At 76.1% G+C, this 16,180-nt stretch carries 17 protein-coding genes; 12 read left to right on the plus strand and 5 right to left on the minus strand.

Translation table 11 applies throughout. From position 1 onward, the window contains the following. The 3 genes from ggh to ACRYR8_RS12455 form a co-directional block, all read right to left on the minus strand. A partial coding sequence (ggh, locus tag ACRYR8_RS12445; protein WP_432484861.1) for a glucosylglycerate hydrolase occupies nt 1-1,516 on the minus strand: 1,516 nt, incomplete at its 3' end. Nucleotides 1,517-1,624: 108 nt separating this feature from the next. Then, entirely contained in the window at nt 1,625-2,344 is a 720-nt protein-coding gene (locus tag ACRYR8_RS12450) for a DedA family protein (RefSeq protein WP_432484863.1), read from the minus strand. Further along, complete coding sequence (locus ACRYR8_RS12455) at nt 2,341-3,249, minus strand: spermidine synthase (protein WP_432484865.1); 909 nt, start codon at nt 3,247-3,249, stop codon at nt 2,341-2,343. Before ACRYR8_RS12455 ends, ACRYR8_RS12450 begins: the two co-directional genes overlap by 4 nt. A 119-nt stretch (nt 3,250-3,368) precedes the next feature. On the opposite strand from ACRYR8_RS12455, the gene ACRYR8_RS12460 reads away from it, so the two are divergent. From ACRYR8_RS12460 to ACRYR8_RS12485, 6 genes are all read left to right on the plus strand, one after another. Next, nucleotides 3,369-3,596: a hypothetical protein gene (locus ACRYR8_RS12460; RefSeq protein WP_432484867.1), complete on the plus strand. Its 228-nt coding sequence runs from the start codon at nt 3,369-3,371 to the stop codon at nt 3,594-3,596. Between the two features lie 123 nt (nt 3,597-3,719). Next, nucleotides 3,720-4,454 carry an EcsC family protein gene (locus tag ACRYR8_RS12465; protein ID WP_432484869.1) on the plus strand — a complete coding sequence of 245 codons (735 nt, stop codon included), beginning with the start codon at nt 3,720-3,722 and terminating at the stop codon, nt 4,452-4,454. After that, on the plus strand, nt 4,451-4,846 hold the full coding sequence (locus tag ACRYR8_RS12470; RefSeq protein ID WP_432484871.1) for a YkvA family protein: 396 nt from the start codon (nt 4,451-4,453) through the stop codon (nt 4,844-4,846). Before ACRYR8_RS12465 ends, ACRYR8_RS12470 begins: the two co-directional genes overlap by 4 nt. 97 nt (nt 4,847-4,943) lie before the next feature. After that, nucleotides 4,944-6,149, plus strand: coding sequence for a DUF4192 domain-containing protein (locus tag ACRYR8_RS12475; protein WP_432484873.1), 1,206 nt, complete (start codon nt 4,944-4,946; stop codon nt 6,147-6,149). A gap of 186 nt (nt 6,150-6,335) precedes the next feature. Next, a complete protein-coding gene (locus tag ACRYR8_RS12480) occupies nt 6,336-6,737 on the plus strand; it encodes a universal stress protein (RefSeq protein ID WP_432484875.1) in 402 nt (133 codons plus the stop codon). A 270-nt stretch (nt 6,738-7,007) separates the two neighbouring features. Next, a complete protein-coding gene (locus ACRYR8_RS12485) occupies nt 7,008-8,558 on the plus strand; it encodes an RNA polymerase sigma factor (RefSeq protein ID WP_432484877.1) in 1,551 nt (516 codons plus the stop codon). A gap of 160 nt (nt 8,559-8,718) precedes the next feature. Here ACRYR8_RS12485 and ACRYR8_RS12490 read toward each other — a convergent pair whose 3' ends face one another. Next, nucleotides 8,719-9,216: a DUF456 domain-containing protein gene (locus ACRYR8_RS12490; protein WP_432484879.1), complete on the minus strand. Its 498-nt coding sequence runs from the start codon at nt 9,214-9,216 to the stop codon at nt 8,719-8,721. A gap of 39 nt (nt 9,217-9,255) precedes the next feature. Continuing rightward, nucleotides 9,256-9,456, minus strand: coding sequence for a DUF7455 domain-containing protein (locus tag ACRYR8_RS12495; RefSeq protein WP_432484887.1), 201 nt, complete (start codon nt 9,454-9,456; stop codon nt 9,256-9,258). A 252-nt stretch (nt 9,457-9,708) separates the two neighbouring features. On the opposite strand from ACRYR8_RS12495, the gene ACRYR8_RS12500 reads away from it, so the two are divergent. The 6 genes from ACRYR8_RS12500 (at nt 9,709) to ACRYR8_RS12525 (ending at nt 16,168) form a co-directional block, all read left to right on the plus strand. Next, the gene (locus tag ACRYR8_RS12500) at nt 9,709-11,820 is read left to right on the plus strand and encodes a DNA gyrase/topoisomerase IV subunit B (RefSeq protein WP_432484880.1); all 2,112 of its coding nucleotides are present in this window, start codon (nt 9,709-9,711) and stop codon (nt 11,818-11,820) included. Nucleotides 11,821-12,044: 224 nt separating this feature from the next. Further along, nucleotides 12,045-12,806 carry a DeoR/GlpR family DNA-binding transcription regulator gene (locus ACRYR8_RS12505; protein ID WP_432484881.1) on the plus strand — a complete coding sequence of 254 codons (762 nt, stop codon included), beginning with the start codon at nt 12,045-12,047 and terminating at the stop codon, nt 12,804-12,806. Beyond that, nucleotides 12,803-13,777 (plus strand): 1-phosphofructokinase, encoded by a 975-nt coding sequence (gene pfkB, locus ACRYR8_RS12510; protein ID WP_432484882.1) that lies wholly within the window; start codon nt 12,803-12,805, stop codon nt 13,775-13,777. The genes ACRYR8_RS12505 and pfkB overlap by 4 nt, the downstream gene beginning before the upstream one ends. Further along, the gene (locus tag ACRYR8_RS12515; RefSeq protein ID WP_432484883.1) at nt 13,774-14,250 is read left to right on the plus strand and encodes a PTS sugar transporter subunit IIA; all 477 of its coding nucleotides are present in this window, start codon (nt 13,774-13,776) and stop codon (nt 14,248-14,250) included. Before pfkB ends, ACRYR8_RS12515 begins: the two co-directional genes overlap by 4 nt. Beyond that, nucleotides 14,247-15,803, plus strand: a complete 1,557-nt coding sequence (locus ACRYR8_RS12520; RefSeq protein WP_432484884.1) for a PTS fructose transporter subunit IIC — start codon at nt 14,247-14,249, stop codon at nt 15,801-15,803. Before ACRYR8_RS12515 ends, ACRYR8_RS12520 begins: the two co-directional genes overlap by 4 nt. Before the next feature lie 95 nt (nt 15,804-15,898). Then, on the plus strand, nt 15,899-16,168 hold the full coding sequence (locus ACRYR8_RS12525) for an HPr family phosphocarrier protein (protein WP_432484885.1): 270 nt from the start codon (nt 15,899-15,901) through the stop codon (nt 16,166-16,168). Nucleotides 16,169-16,180 lie beyond the last annotated feature (12 nt).

Below are 16,180 nucleotides of genomic sequence, written 5' to 3' on the forward strand. Positions count from 1 at the left end.
CCCCCCCCCCCCCCCCCCCCCCCCCCCCCCCCCCCCCCCCCCCCCCCCCCCCCCCCCCCCCCCCCCCCCCCCCCCCCCCCCCCCCCCCCCCCCCCCCCCCCCCCCCCCCCCCCCCCCCCCACGACTGCTGCATGCTGCCCAGCGGCTCGCCGTTCAGCGGGTCGTAGTACTCCGCGAAGTCCCCGGCGCCCACCAGCCGCAGCCCCTCCTCGCGCAGCACCGCCGCCCGCTCCGCCCAGCCCCGGCGGGCGAACGCCCAGTGGAACAGCCAGGCGATCACCGGCCACTGGGGCCCGCGCCAGTACTCCCGCGGCCGGAAGCCCGCCGACGCCGGGGAGGTCGACGGCGGCACCGCGGCCACCAGCCGCGGGTGCCCGCACCAGCGATCGCCCTCGAACAGGCGCAGCAGCGCCGCCTCCGCCGGCCGGGGCAGCCCACCGCACAGCAGGGGCGCGAACCCGGCCACCGTCTCCGTCGCCAGCCACCCACCGGTGCGCACGTCCCGGTCCCGGGCCAGCCCGGTGACCGGGTCCACCGACTCCAGCACACCGCGGCGGAAGCGGGCCGCCCACGAACGCAGGTCCGCCACGTCCGCGGCGGGCTGCCCCCGTTCCTCGCCCAGGTCCGCCAGCACGTCGCTGGCCACTGCCAACAGCGCCGAGACCAGCACGTCCTCCACGGCGAAGCTCATGCGCTCGTGCATGGCGGCGCCGTCGTAGCCGAGGCGGCGCATCTCCTCCACCAGCCACAGGTAGCGGTCGTACTCGCGGTCGGTGGGCCGCGCCGACGCGTCGGTCACCACCTGCGTGTCGCGGCGCTCGTACGGCGGCAGGTGAGCGCCCACCAGCACCCGCGAGTACGGCCCGTCCCACCGGGGCGAGTTGTCCATGCCCGACTCCCAGCCGTGGTGCAGCACCACGCGCCCGCACCCGTGCGGGTCCCGCACCGTCGCCAGCCACCGGTGCCAGGCCACCAGCGGCCGCCACGCCCGGTCCACGAACTCGCCCGCCGCCTGCCGCTCGGTGCGGCCCTGCCGCCTCGACGCCTCGACGATGCGCTGCACCGCGATCGCGTGCACCGGCGGCTGGCAGATGCCCGAGGTCGCCGGGTACGGCGGCGCGTGCCGCACACCCAGGTGGCAGCCCCAGCGCTCCGGCCCCGGGAAGTAGCCGGAGGAGCCGGGGTTGAAGACGATGTGCGGGATCATCCCGTCGCCCCACTGCGCGCCCAGCAGCGTGTCGAGCTCCAGGACCGCGCGCGGCACCGACAGGCGAGCCAGGCCCACCGCCACGAACGCGGCGTCCCAGCTCCACATGTGCGGGTACAGCCGCGGGGCGGCCGACGTCATCGCGCCGAGGTCGTTGCCCCGCAGCACGTAGGCGGCGCGCGCCGCGAGCAGCTGGGAGGTCAGGCGGGCCGGGCGGCGCGTCCCCGGGATCCGCTCGCGCAGCGGGACCTCCGCCGCCGCACCCGCGGTGGTGCCCGCGGTCGTGCCTGCGGTCCTGTCTGCGGCCATGGCGGGACGCCTCCCCGCGCCGGGACGGGACCCACCGCCGGCGTCGTGCCGCAGATCCCACCGCGCCGGCCCCGGTCCGCGCAAGCCGCCGCGCGGCAGGGGAGCGGTTCAGCGACCCGTCCGGTGACCGCCCCCCTGCCGGGGCGCGTCCACCGCGCCGCCGTCCCCGTGCTGCTGCGCGCCCCGTTCCGCGCGTCGCCGGCGCACCCGCCGCAGCACCGCCCACGCCAGCACCCCGGCGATCGCGGCGTAGAAGACGTAGTCCAGGTACTGCCCGTACTGCTCCACCAGCTCGTACTGGGTGCCCAGCGCCATGCCCAGGCCGATGAGCAGGCCGTTCCACAGCCCCGAGCCCAGCACCGTCAGCAGCGAGAACTTCCACAGCCGCATGCGCGCCGCGCCCGCCGGCAGGGAGATCAGGCTGCGCACCCCCGGCACGAAGCGGCCCGTGAACACCGAGGCGCCCTCGTGCCGGCGGAACCACTCCGAGGAGCGGTGCACGTCGTCGGCGTCCATGAGCGGGATGCGCTCGGCGATCGCCGCCGCCCGCCGCAACCCGATCGCCCGCCCCACCCAGTACAGGAGCAGCGAGCCCAGGAACGCGCCGAGCACCGACAGCACGGCGACCCACAGCAGGCTGACGCGGCCCTGCTGCACCTGGTAGCCGGCCAGCGGCAGCACGACCTCGCTGGGGATCGGCGGGAAGACGACCTCCAGGAAGCTCAGGGCCCCCACGCCCGGCGCGCCCAGAGCGGCGACGGTGTCCAGCACGAAGCCCGTCAGGCCGCCGGTCTGCCCGCTCGAGGCGGACTGCAGTGCGAGGCTCATGCGCGGGGTTCCTCCGGGGGAGCGGGCGGGGGAGCGGGCGGACCGGCGCCGGCCGTGGCGGCGTCGGTGACAACGGCCGCACCCGCGCTGAAGTGCCGCGCGTCGGTGCCCGCCACGAGCCGCGCCGGTGCCGCGCCCCCGGACAGGGCCCGTACCAGCGCCTGCTCGGGCAGCGGGTCCTGCGAGGCGACCAGCAGCGCGTTGCCGTACCGCCGCCCGCGGAAGACGCCCGGCTCGGCGAGGACGGCGACGTGCGTGAAGACCTCCGCGGCCGTGGCCACCTCCGCCCGCGCCCGCGGCATCGGCGGCCGGTCGGCGAGGTTCGCCACCCACACCCCGCCCGGCGCCAGCGCGCGGGACACGTCGCGCAGGAACTCCACGGTGACCAGGTGGTCGGGCACCCGGTCGTGGACGAAGGCGTCGCGCACCAGCGCGTCCTGGCTGCCGTCCGGCAGCACCGCGACGCCCTCGCGCGCGTCGGCGACCTTCAGCCGGAAGCCCGCCGACCCGCTCGCGCCGAAGCTGTGCCGCACCAGCTCCACCAGCTGCTCGTCGACCTCCAGCACGAGCTGGCGCGAGCCGGGCCGCGTGGCCGCCACGTAGCGCGGGAAGGCGCACCCCGCCCCGCCCAGGTGCACGACGCGCAGCGGCCCCGGCGGGTGCACGGCGTCCAGCACCGCCGCGGTCCACTGCTGGTACTCGAAGACCAGGTGCGCCGGGTCGGCCAGGTCCACGTAGGAGCTCGGCACCCCGTTGACCAGCACCAGCCACCCGTCGGGGTCGTCGCGGTCGCGCTCCAGGCGCACCGTGCCCGTGCTGATCAGCGCCTCGCCCTCCACCGGTTCGGGGCGCCGGGCACCGGCCCGCGCGGGACGCGCCGGACGGGGGCGGGGGGAGCGGGGCACCCGCCGATCCAACCAGCCCCGGGCGCCCCCCGCCGCCGGCGGTCCGCACGGCGCCGCCTCGGGCGCCGAAGTCCACGCGTGCGCTGAAGTCCGCGGAACCCCCTGCCGAGGTAGTCCCCATGTTCACGTTCGTGCAGACCGCCCTGCTCGTGCTCTTCCTGGTGCCCCTCGTCCTGGACCGCCGCGCACGCCGCCGTCCCGTGGACCCCTCCCGGATGCCCGTGGCGGACCGCCCGCCGACCGCCGCGGCCGGCCGCGCGCCGCGCCCGTGGGCGCGGCGGCGCTACGTCGAGGACGGCGTGGCCGAGGTCGCCGCCTACCTCAGCGAGCAGGACCCCGCCCGCTGAGGCGGCCCGGTCACCGACGGCAGCGCACGACGGGCCCGGCCCGGCGAGCGCCGCGCACCCGCTGCGGTTAGCGTCTCCTGCGGTCCGGTCACGTCCGGCCGGCCGGAGGAGGGGACGAGACCAGTGGCACGCCGCGACACAGGTCAGGACACCGCCCGGCAGGACGCGCGGGGCGTCGACGACTCGGGCGCCGCCGCCCTGGTGCAGCGCCTGCTCTCGGTCGGGATCGACGGCGCGGGTCCCTTCGCGGGAGCCGCCGAGGTGGCGCGCGAGGCGCGTTCCCAGCACCCCAGCACCGAGTCCGCGGTGCACGCCGTCGTGCGCCGGCACACCCGGCTGGTGGCCGCCAGCGGCTTCGCCACCGGTGTGGGTGGCCTGGTCACGCTGCCCGTGGCCCTGCCCGCCAACGTCGCGGGCTTCTACGTGCTGGCCACCCGGGCGGTCGCCGCCGTGGCCGAGCTGCGCGGCTACGACACCTCACGCCCCGAGGTGCGCAGCGCCGTGCTGCTGACCCTGGTGGGCGCCGACGCCACCGACGTGCTGAAGTCGGCCGGTCTGCCCAGCCTGAACATCGGCGGCCGCCTGGCCTCGCTGGCCACGCGCCGCTGGCCGCCGGCGGTCCTGATGCTCGTCAACAAGGGTGTCGGCTTCCGCCTGATCGCCCGCGTCGGCACCGGCGGGCTCCTGCGGGCCGGCAGCCGCGTGGTGCCGGTCCTCGGCGGAGCCGTCGGCGCCGGTGCCGACGCGCTCATGCTGCGCCGCATCGCCAAGCACGCCGAGCACGCCCTCCCGCCGGTGTCCCCCGGCGCGGTGGACGGCGGTGGCCCCGCGGCCCTGGACGGCCGCGCCGAACCGTGAGCAGCCGGCCGCTGACCCCGGCGGGCCGCCGCCGCTCGGCGCTCGCCGTCCTGTGGCGCACCGCCCGTGCGGGCACCCCGCCGGGCACCCCCGGTCTGGCCGAGCGCATCCGCTCCCTGCCGGCGATGGTCGCCGACAGCACCGAGGGCCGTTACCGGGGTGCCGGTCGCACCCGGCTGGCCGGTGCAGCGGCCGGGCTCGTCTACCTCCTGTCCCCGGTCGACCTCGTCCCCGAGGCCGTGCTGCCGCTGGCCGGTCTGCTGGACGACGCCGTGGTCGCCGCCTGGGTGGCCGGCTCGCTGCTGACGGCCACCGAGGACTACGCCGCCTGGCGCGCCCGGCGTCACCCCGCCCGCGCGGTGGGGGAGCCCACCACCCGCCGGCCCGGCTAGCCCGCCGCGGGCGCCACAGCCGCCGCCGGCGCCGCCCGCTCGCCCCGCTGTGGACGGGCCCACGGCCGCCGTGCGACCGCCCGGCACGGTGGCACCCGTGACCACCGACACCGCGCACCAGCCCCCGCTCGTCCTGTCCGGTCCCGCGGAGCTGCTCGCGGCGCTGCCGTACCGGCTCGGCTTCCACCCGCACCACAGCCTGGTGCTCCTGGAGCTGGAGACGGGCCCGCCGACACCCGCCGGGGACCGCGCGCGCCTCGGGGCGGTGGTCCGGGTCGACCTGCCGGGCCCCGCCGCGCCGGGGGCGCCGGCCCCCGGGGACCCCGCCGAGCTGGAACGGCTCGCCGCGGGCGCCGCGGCCGAGGCCGTCGCCTGCCTGGTGCGCACCCGTGCGGGGGTGGGCGGTCGGGGCCACCCCGTCGTGCTCGCCTGCTACGACGAGACGGGCACCGCGCCCGGGGCGCAGCTGCGCGCCGGGCCCGCCGGCGCCGCCGCGGTGGCCGCCGCCCTGAGCGGGTTGCGGACCGCCGGGCTCGAGCCCGGTGAGGCGGTCCTGGTCGCCGGTGGGCGCTGGCGCTGCCTGACCTGCCCCGGCGAGCACTGCTGCCCGCCCGCCGGACTGGCCCTGCACGGTCCCGCCGCCGACCGGGTGGCCGCCGAGGCCGTCGGCCGGGGTCTGTCCGCCCTCGCCGACCGCGACGCGGTGCTGCCCGACCGCAGCCCGCTGCCCCGCGAACGCCGCGAGGCCGCCCGTGCGGCTCGGCGGGCCACCGCCGCCCGCGGGCCGTGGACCGAAGGGCGCCGCGCGCGGGCGCTGGCCGAGTTCTCGCACCAGGTGCGGCGCTACCTGCCGCCCGGTGCGCCCCGGCTGCCCGACCCCGGTGCGGCCGGCCACCTGCTGGCTGCGCTGGAGGACGTTCCCGTGCGCGACGCCGCGCTGCTGACCGGCGCACCCGGCCAGCTGCGCGTCCCGGCCGTCGCGGCCCTGCTGCGCACACCCCCCGGCACCGTCGACGCGGCCGCCGCCGCCCTCGTGCACCGGGCGCTGGCCGCCGAGCCGGACCGCTCCCGCTCGGTGGCCACCGCGGCGCTCGCCGTGGACCTGGCCCGCCACGCCCCCGGTCCGCTCGGAGCGGGGGCGTGGGCGCTGGCCGGCTGGGCGTACTGGTCCGTCGGCGACGGGGTGCGCGCCGGCGCGTGCACCGAAGCGGCCCTGGAGGCCGACCCGGGCCACCGGCTGGCCGGACTGGTCGCCTCGGCGCTGCGCGCCGGGCTGCCGCCGCGTGAGCGCGGTGCCCGGTGAACCGGTGCTCGGTGAGCCGGTCCCCGGTGAGCCGGGCGGGGACGGCGCGTGTCGTCCCGCAGCGGGTCTAGTACGGTCGCCGCGGCTGCACCCGGACCGCGCGAGTCGGGACGGGGCCGTCAGGCAGGTCGCGGTCCACGCGCTGACGGGGCCGCACGTCGCAGCAGGGTCCAGGAGGGTGTGCGGATGGGGATCGTCGTCGGGTACGTGGCCAACCCGGAGGGGCGCGCTGCGCTGGAGCAGGCCGGAGCAGCGGCCGCCCGGTTGGGGCTGCCGCTGGTCGTCGTGCACAGCCGCCGGCCGGGCAGGGAGGTCGACCCCGAGGAGGCCGAGCAGCTGCGCGCCGTGCACGAGGCCGTGCGCGCGCGGCTGGACGAGGCCGGGCTGGGGCACGAGGTGCGCGAGGTGGCCGACAGCGAGGACCCCGCCGACGACCTCATCGAGGCGGCGGAGGACTCGGGCGCCGGCCTGATCGTCATCGGCCTGCGCCGGCGCACGCCGGTGGGCAAGCTCATCCTCGGGGCGAGCGCTCAGCGCATCCTGCTGGACGCCCCCTGCCCGGTGCTGGCGGTCAAGCCCGAGGACTGACCGGCGGTCCGCCGGCGCCGCGCCCACGGCGCCGCGGAACCGTCGCGACGTCCCCGGGACGCGCTCCGGACCGGCTGCGGGCGCGCCACGAAGGGGCCCCGGGTGGGGCTGCGCAGGGCGCGCCGGGGTGGCGCGGTACGCGGACAGGGCTGTCGACGTGCCACAATCGGCGTTTGTCGTCCTCAGTGGGCATGCAACGGTGCCCGCCGGTGTTGACCTTGTCGGCTGCTGCCCGCGCAGTCCCGTTCCGCCCACGACGAAAGGCAGTCCGTGTCGTCGGTATCGACATCCCGGCCGCTCCCGCCCGAGTTCGCGTCCGCTCCCTTCCAGGAGCTCCTGCAGCACGGCACCACCCACGGGTTCGTCGACGCCCACGCCGTGCGCACCGCGTGCGAGGACGCCCAGCTGCCCGTGCAGCGCATGAAGGCGGTCCTGCGCGCCCTCGACGACGCCGGCATCACCGTGCGCGTCCCCGAGGCCGCCCCCAAGCGCGCCGTGGCTGCTTCGTCCACCCGTCGCTCCACCTCCACCGCCACGGCCACCAAGTCCGCGGCCAAGTCGGCCCGCCCGGCGGCCAAGCGTGCCGCAGCCCCGGTCGACGGCGAGGCGGGTGCGGCGGGCACGACCACCCGGAGCGCGGCGAAGACCGCCGCCAAGACCGCGGTGAAGCCCACCGCGAAGTCGGCCGCCAAGACCGCCGCTCCCGGCACCAAGGCCGCCCCCGGTGACGAGCCTGCCGGTGAGGAGCTGGAAGACGTCAAGGTCGAGGACCTGGTCGTCGCCGACGAGGCCGTGCCCGAGGCCACCGAGGACGTCGCCGAGGAGAGCACCGACACCAAGAAGACCGCCGGCGGCTTCGTCCTGACCGACGACGACGACGACGCCCCGGCGCAGCAGGTCGCCACGGCCGGCGCCACCGCCGACCCGGTCAAGGACTACCTCAAGCAGATCGGCAAGGTCGCCCTCCTCAACGCGGAGCAGGAGGTCGAGCTCGCCAAGCGCATCGAGGCCGGCCTGTTCGCCGAGGAGAAGCTGCACTCCGGCGAGAGCATGGACCCCATCCTCAAGCGCGAGCTGTGGTGGATCGCCGAGGACGGCCGCCGCGCCAAGAACCACCTGCTCGAGGCGAACCTGCGCCTGGTGGTCTCGCTGGCCAAGCGCTACACCGGCCGCGGCATGCTCTTCCTGGACCTGATCCAGGAGGGCAACCTCGGTCTGATCCGTGCGGTCGAGAAGTTCGACTACACCAAGGGCTACAAGTTCTCCACGTACGCCACCTGGTGGATCCGCCAGGCGATCACCCGTGCCATGGCGGACCAGGCCCGCACCATCCGCATCCCGGTGCACATGGTCGAGGTCATCAACAAGCTGGCCCGCGTGCAGCGGCAGATGCTGCAGGACCTGGGCCGCGAGCCCACTCCGGAGGAGCTCGCCAAGGAGCTCGACATGACCCCGGAGAAGGTCGTCGAGGTCCAGAAGTACGGCCGCGAGCCCATCTCGCTGCACACCCCCCTGGGTGAGGACGGCGACAGCGAGTTCGGTGACCTCATCGAGGACTCCGAGGCGGTCGTGCCGGCGGACGCGGTGAGCTTCACCCTGCTGCAGGAGCAGCTGCACTCGGTGCTGGACACTCTGTCCGAGCGCGAGGCGGGCGTGGTGTCCATGCGCTTCGGCCTGACCGACGGCCAGCCCAAGACGCTCGACGAGATCGGCAAGGTCTACGGGGTCACGCGCGAGCGGATCCGGCAGATCGAGTCCAAGACGATGTCGAAGCTGCGCCACCCGTCGCGCTCGCAGGTCCTGCGCGACTACCTGGACTGAGCCCCTCCTCCGGCCGCCCGCGGGCCCGCCAGGAGCACCACGGCCCCCGGCCCGCCCTCCTGGCGGCCGGGGGCCGTGGTGCTTCAGGGGTCGCTCCGCGCCGCCCGAGCACGCCCGGCGGGGTGACGTCCGCGCTGCGGGCGGTGGAGCGGGTGTGCCTTCAGCCGCGCAGCACGAGGGCACCCACGACCCACGTGGCGGCCGCGAGAGTGCCGGCCAGGCCCTCCAGGGCGACGCTGAGCCCGACGCCCTTGAGCGCCTCGACGGTGGAGGCCCAGGCCCTGCCGGCACCCAGCCGGGCACGGGAGGCCCGTGCGAGCTCGGAGAGGAACACGCCGAGCACGAAGCCGAGCGGCAGTCCCAGGACGGGGACGACGAAGAAGCCGACGACGCCCAGGGCGCCGCCGAGCAGCAGGGTGGTGCGGGGGATGCCGGCGCGGGTCAGCCGGCGACCGGGTACCAGGTACATGGCGACCTGCCCGGCCACGAGCAGCAGGGCGGCTCCGGCGAAGAACGCCCACGCGACCCCGCCCTCCACGACGGCCCACACGAGCACGGCGAGGCCGATGAGGACGGTGCCCGGCAGCACGGGCACGACCACGCCGACGAGGCCCACCGCGACCGCGAGGGCCACGACGACGAGCCCGGCGTCACCCACGGGGGTGGCGCCGGGCTCGTCGGTGCTGCTGCTCGCTGATCAGCGCTCCTCCACCGCGGCGGTGGGGGGCGTCGCGGTGAGCCGGCGGGACTCGTCCTGGATGTCCCGCGCGACCTCGCGGAGGGCGTCGCGGTGCTCGCGTCCGTGGTGGGCGCAGAAGAGCAGCTCGCCCCCGGAGGCCAGCAGGGCCCGCACGTAGGCCTGCGCGCCGCAGCGGTCACAGCGGTCGGCGGCCGTCATCGGGTCGCTGGCAAGGTCTGTTGTGGTGGTCACTCCACGACTCCTTCCGGTCCTGCGGGCGGCGGCAGCGGGTGCTCCCGCGCCCACTCTGTCCCAACCTCCCGCCCCCCGCGCGCGTTCCCACGCCCGTGGAGCAGTGCGTTCGCTCTGGGCGGAGGCCCCGGAGGGCGCCCGGGGGTGCCTCGAGCCGGTGGTCGCGCCGCGGCGCGCGCTGGACCGGGCTGCGTCGGGGGCTGCGTCTACCCTGCCGGGGTGACTCCACCCAGCTCGACGCCCCGTTCCAGCGCGCCCGGGGGCGGTGGTTCCCCGGAGGGCTACACCGCCGCGCACCTGCTGGTCCTCGAGGGTCTGGAGGCCGTCCGCAAGCGCCCCGGCATGTACATCGGCTCCACCGACTCGCGCGGGCTCATGCACTGCGTGTGGGAGATCATCGACAACTCCGTCGACGAGGCCCTCGGCGGGCACTGCAGCCGCATCGACGTGACGCTGCACTCCGACGGCTCGGTGGAGGTCCGCGACGACGGTCGCGGCATCCCGGTGGACGTCGAGCCGCGCACCGGGCTGTCGGGCGTGGAGGTCGTCTTCACCCACCTGCACGCCGGCGGGAAGTTCGGCGGCGGGTCCTACTCCGCCTCCGGCGGCCTGCACGGCGTGGGCGCCAGCGTCGTCAACGCCCTCTCGGCCCGCCTGGACGTGGAGGTCGACCGCGGCGGCAAGACGTACGCGACGAGCTTCCGCCGCGGCGTGCCGGGCCGCTACGCAGGTGAGGGCCCGGACGCGGCGTTCACCCCCACCAAGGGGCTCGAGGTCGTCGGGCGGACCAAGCGCGGCGTCACCGGCACCCGGGTGCGGTACTGGGCCGATCGGCAGATCTTCCTCAAGGAGGCGGCGTTCTCCTACGACGACCTCGCCGCCCGCGCCCGCCAGACCTCCTTCCTGGTGCCGGGCCTGCGCATCGTCGTGCGCGACGAGCGCAGCGCCGAGCCCACCGAAGAGGTCTTCCAGCACGACGGCGGCATCAGCGAGTACGCCGACTACCTGACGCCGGACGCCGCGGTGACCTCCGTGTGGCGCCTGCAGGGCGAGGACGTCTTCACCGAGACGGTCCCGGTCCTGGACGACAGCGGCCACATGACGCCGCAGGACGTGCAGCGCCAGTGCGTGGTCGACGTCGCGCTGCGCTGGGGCACCGGTTACGAGCCGACCGTGCGCTCCTTCGTCAACATCATCGCCACGCCCAAGGGCGGCACGCACCTGTCCGGGTTCGAGCAGGGCCTGTTCGCGGCGGTGAAGAAGCAGGTGGACGCCCAGGCCCGGCGGCTGAAGGTGGGCAAGGACGAGAAGCTCGAGAAGGACGACATCCTCGCCGGCCTGACGGCGGTCGTCACCGTGCGCCTGGCCGAGCCGCAGTTCGAGGGGCAGACCAAGGAGGTGCTCGGCACCGCCGCGGTGCGCCAGATCGTGCGCCGGGTCGTGGAGAAGGAGCTGGGCGAGGTCCTCGCCTCGCCCCGGCGCGAGGACAAGCAGCAGGCCGCCCTCGTGCTGGAGAAGGTCGTCTCGGAGATGAAGAGCCGCATCTCCGCGCGCCTGCACAAGGAGACGCAGCGGCGCAAGAACGCCCTGGAGTCCTCCTCCCTGCCGGCCAAGCTGAAGGACTGCCGCTCGGACGACACCACCCGCACCGAGCTGTTCCTCGTCGAGGGCGACTCGGCGCTCGGCACGGCGATGGGGGCGCGCAACTCCGAGTACCAGGCGCTCCTGCCGCTGCGCGGCAAGATCCTCAACGTCCAGAAGGCGTCCGTCGCGGACATGCTGAGGAACGCCGAGTGCGCCTCGATCATCCAGGTGGTGGGCGCCGGGTCGGGCCGCAGCTTCGACCTGTCCGCCGTGCGCTACGGCAAGATCGTGCTGATGACGGACGCCGACGTGGACGGCGCGCACATCCGCACCCTGCTGCTGACCCTGTTCTTCCGCTACATGCGCCCGCTGGTGGAGGCCGGCCGGGTCTTCGCCGCGGTGCCGCCGCTGCACCGCCTGGAGGTCAACGGCACGGGCCGGGCGAAGAAGGAGGTGCTGTACACCTACTCCGACGCAGAGCTGCGCCGGGTCACCGCGGACCTCAACCGCCGCGGGCGCACCTACAAGGACCCGCAGCGCTACAAGGGCCTGGGCGAGATGGACGAGGACCAGCTGGCCGAGACCACGATGGAACCTCAGCACCGCACGCTGCGGCGGGTCACCATCGCGGACGGCGCGGCGGCCGAGCGGGTCTTCGAGCTGCTCATGGGCAACGACGTCGCCCCTCGCAAGGACTTCATCATCGCCGGGGCCGAGCGGCTGGACCGCGAGCGCATCGACGCCTGAACCGCCCTGCCCGCACGACGCCCCCGCTGCCGCCCGGCGGCGGGGGCGTCGTGCGCTGCCGGTGCGGTTCCCGTCACGGCATGTGGCTTCCGGTCCGGTTGGCTGTCCGATCATGCCCGTTTGCTTGACACTGCGCCCGGTGTCGGCCCATCATCTCCGTCAACGGACCCCTTCGGGTCCGGAAGTGCCCGCTCCGCGGGTCGGCACGGACGATGGAGTCGGCGATGTACGCACCGGAGCGCCACCAGGCGATCCTCGAACGAGCCCGCGCGGCGGGCCGGGTCGAGGTCACCGCGCTCGCCGAGGCCCTGGACGTCACCCCCGAGACCATCCGCCGCGACCTGACGGCGCTGGAGCGCCACGGCCTGGTGCGGCGCGTGCACGGCGGCGCCATCCCCGTCGAGCGACTGGGCGCCGAGCTGGCCGTGGGGGAGCGGCAGGAGGTGTTCAGCGCCGAGAAGGAGCGCATCGCCAAGACGGCGCTGGCCGAGCTGCCCGAGGGCGGCACGGTGCTCGTCGACGCCGGAACCACCACCGCGCGCTTCGCGGAGCTGCTGCCCGCCGACCGCGACCTCGTCGTCGTCACCCACGGGCTGCAGATCGCCCAGGCCCTGGCCACCCGCAGCAACGTCACGCTGCACCTGGTCGGCGGCCAGGTGCGCGGGCGCACCCTGGCCGCGGTCGGGGCCTGGGCGGAGCGGGCCCTGGCGGAGGTCTTCGCCGACGTCTGCTTCCTGGGCACCAACGGCCTCAGCGTCGAGCGCGGGCTCACCACGCCCGACCTCGCCGAGGCCGGCGTCAAGCGCGCGCTGATGCGCGCCGCCCGCCGCACCGTCGTCCTGGCCGACCACTCCAAGCTCGGCCGGGACGACTTCGCCCACGTCGCTGACCTGGAAGGGGTCGACACCGTGATCACGGACTCCGGGGCGGACCCCGACGTCGTCGCCGACGTCGAGGCCGCCGGACCGCGGGTCGTGCGGGCGTGAGCGCCGCGCACCCGGCGGTCCTGACCGTCACGCCCAACCCCAGCATCGACCGCACCGTCGAGCTGGCCGTCCTGACGCGCGGCGAGGTCCACCGCGCCACCGGCGCCTCGGTGGAGGCCGGCGGCAAGGGTGTCAACGTCGCCCGCGCCCTGGCCCTGCACGGCGCCCGCGCCGCTGCCCTGCTGCCCTGCGGAGGCGTCGACGGTGACCGGCTCGTCGCGATGCTCGCTCCGCAGGGCGTGGAGGTCGTGCCCGTCGCCATCGGCGGCACGATCCGCACCAACACGACCGTCGTCGAGGCCGACGGCACCACCACCAAGCTCAACGAGCCCGGGCCGCTGCTGTCCGGCGAGGAGCTGGAGTCGCTGCTGCGGACCGTGCGCGCCCGGCTCACCGTCGGCCCGCGCTGGCTGGCCTCCAGCGGCAGCCTGCCGCCGGGCGCTCCGGCCGACCTGCACGCCCGCCTGGTCCACCTCGCCCGCGAGTCCGGCACGGCCACGGCCGTGGACACCTCGGGCGCGGCGCTGGCCGCGGCGGTCGAGGCCGGCCCCGACGTGGTCAAGCCCAACCTGGAGGAGCTGGCCGAGCTGGTGGCCCGCGAGCTGACGACCGTCGGCGACGTGCGCACCGCCGCGGCCGAGCTGCGTGCGCGCGGCTGCGGCGACGTCCTCGTCAGCCTCGGCGAGGCCGGCGCGCTGCTGGCCACCGCCGAGGGCACCTGGTGGGCGGGCGGCTCGCCCCTGGTGCCGCGCAGCACGGTCGGCGCGGGGGACTGCACCCTGGCCGGCTACCTGGCCGCCGAGGGCCCTGCCCCGAGGCGGCTGGCCCAGGCGGTCGCCTGGGGCCGCGCGGCCGTCCTCCTGCCCGGCAGCACCGTCCCCGGCCCCGAACAGACGCGGACGGGCGCCGAAGGCGTCCGCGTCGTCGAGAACCCCGACCCCGACACCCCCGTGAAGGACCTGCAGCGATGAGCGACACCGCGAACACCCCGGACCTGATCACCGGCGACCTGGTCATCGCCGACCTGCGCGCGAGCGACCGCGTCGACGCCACGCGCCAGCTCGCCCAGAAACTGCAGGCCGCCGGGCGCGTCACCGACCTGGAGCAGTTCCTCGCCGACGTCGCCGCCCGCGAGGAGCAGATGGCCACCGGCATCCCCGGCGGCATCGGCCTGCCGCACGCCCGCTCCGAGGCGGTCACCGTGCCCAGCCTCGCCGTGGGCCGGGTCCTCAGCGGCGAGCGCGTGGACTTCGGCGCCCCCGACGGACCCGCCAACCTGGTGTTCCTCATCGCGGCCCCCACCACGGGCGAGGCCGACCACATGACCATCCTCGCCGCGCTGGCCCGCCGGCTGGTGCACGTCTCCTTCCGCCAGTCCCTGCTGGACGCGCCCGACGCCGCGTCGGTCGCCCGCACCGTCATGGAAGAGGTGTACGGACGATGAAGTTCGTCGCGATCACGTCCTGCCCCACCGGCATCGCCCACACGTACATGGCCGCCGAGGCCCTGGAGCAGGCCGGGAAGGCCGCCGGGCACGAGGTCACCGTCGAGACGCAGGGCGCCGCGGGGTCCGCCCCGTTCGACCCCGCGGTCGTCGCCGCCGCCGACGGCGTCATCTTCGCCGCGGACCTCGAGGTGCGCGACAAGGAGCGCTTCGCCGGCAAGCCGTTCGTCGACGTCGGCGTGAAGAAGGCCGTCGCAGACGCCCCCGGTGTCGTGGCCGCGGCCGTCGCCGCCGTCGAGGCCGCCGGTGCGCGCTCCGGCGCCGGCCCTGCCGTCCAGCCCGGCCACGACGTCCCGGGCGCACCCGCCGCGTCGGCGACGAAGGTCACCACCGGTGCCGGCGTCGGCACCCGCGTGCGGCAGTGGCTCATGACGGGCGTCAGCTACATGATCCCGTTCGTGGCCGCCGGCGGCATCCTCATCGCCCTGGCGTTCATGCTGGGCGGCTACGAGATCGCCCTGGACCGCGGGGACGAGAGCGCCAACGGCTACTTCACCGGCCTGTTCGCCGACGGTTTCGACGCCACCAGCCGCGAGCAGTGGGCCGGTCTGCTGCTCGTCGTCGGGCAGGCCGCGTTCGGGTTCCTCGTGCCCGTCCTGGCCGGGTTCATCGCCTTCGGCATCGCCGACCGCCCCGGCATCGCGCCCGGTTTCGTCGGCGGGGCGCTCGCGGTCACCGTGGGCGCCGGTTTCCTCGGCGGACTGGCCGCCGGTTTCCTCGGGGGTTTCGTCGCCCTGGGCCTGGCGCGGCTGAAGGTGCCGAACGCGGTGCGCGGCATCATGCCCGTCGTCGTCATCCCGCTGGTGGCCACGATCGTCACCGGGTTCGTCATGCTCGTGGTGCTGGGCCGGCCGCTGAAGTGGTTGATGGACTCGCTCACCAGCGGCCTGAACTCGCTCTCCGGTTCCGGGATCGTCCTGCTCGGCGTCATCCTCGGCGTGATGATGGCCGTCGACCTGGGCGGCCCGGTGAACAAGGTGGCCTACACCTTCGCCACCACCGGCCTGGCCACCGCCGCGGCCTCCTCCGGCAGCCCCGTCGAGCTGAAGGTCATGGCCGCGGTCATGGCCGCCGGCATGACCCCGCCGCTGGGCATCGCGCTGGCGACGTTCCTGCGCAAGCGCCTGTTCACCGAGGCCGAGCAGCAGAACGGCAAGGCGGCGGTCCTGCTGGGCGCCTTCTTCATCAGCGAGGGGGCCATCCCGTTCGCCGCGGCCGCCCCGCTGCGCATCATCCCCGCCTGCATGATCGGCTCGGGGGTCACCGGCGGTCTGGTGATGGCCTTCGGCAACGCGCTGCGCGCCCCGCACGGCGGCATCGTGGTCCTCGGCCTGGTCAGCCAGCCCCTGCTGTACCTGCTGGCCATCGTCGTGGGCACCGTCGTCACCGCCCTGGCCGTCGTCGCCTTCAAGGGCGCCCACCGCAAGGGCACCGAGACCCCCGCCGGCTCGGCGGTGGCCGGAAGCACCAGCGGCCAGCCCGTCTCGGCCTGACCCCTCCGCCCGGCGGCCCCCGAGGGGGCCGCCGGGCGTCCCCCTGTCCCGGCGCACGAGCGCCGAGCACCACCCCGTCCCCGGAGGAGAACCCCGTGCCCAGCCGCACCGCCGTCGTCGGTTCCCGCGTCGGCCTGCACGCCCGCCCCGCGTCCCTGTTCGTCCAGGCCGTCGTGGCCACCGGCCTGCCCGTCACCATCGCCAAGGGCGAGGGTGCCGCCGTCGACGCGCGCAGCATCCTCATGGTCATGGGCCTGGGCGCCCAGCACGGCGAGAGCGTGACCCTGGCCGCCGACGGCGAGGGTGCCGAGCAGGCCCTGGAGCAGCTGGCCCGCCTCGTCGAGACCGACCACGACGCGGCCTGAAGCCCGGCCCCG

This window comes from Kineococcus esterisolvens, assembly GCF_050871405.1.
Classification (GTDB): domain Bacteria; phylum Actinomycetota; class Actinomycetes; order Actinomycetales; family Kineococcaceae; genus Kineococcus.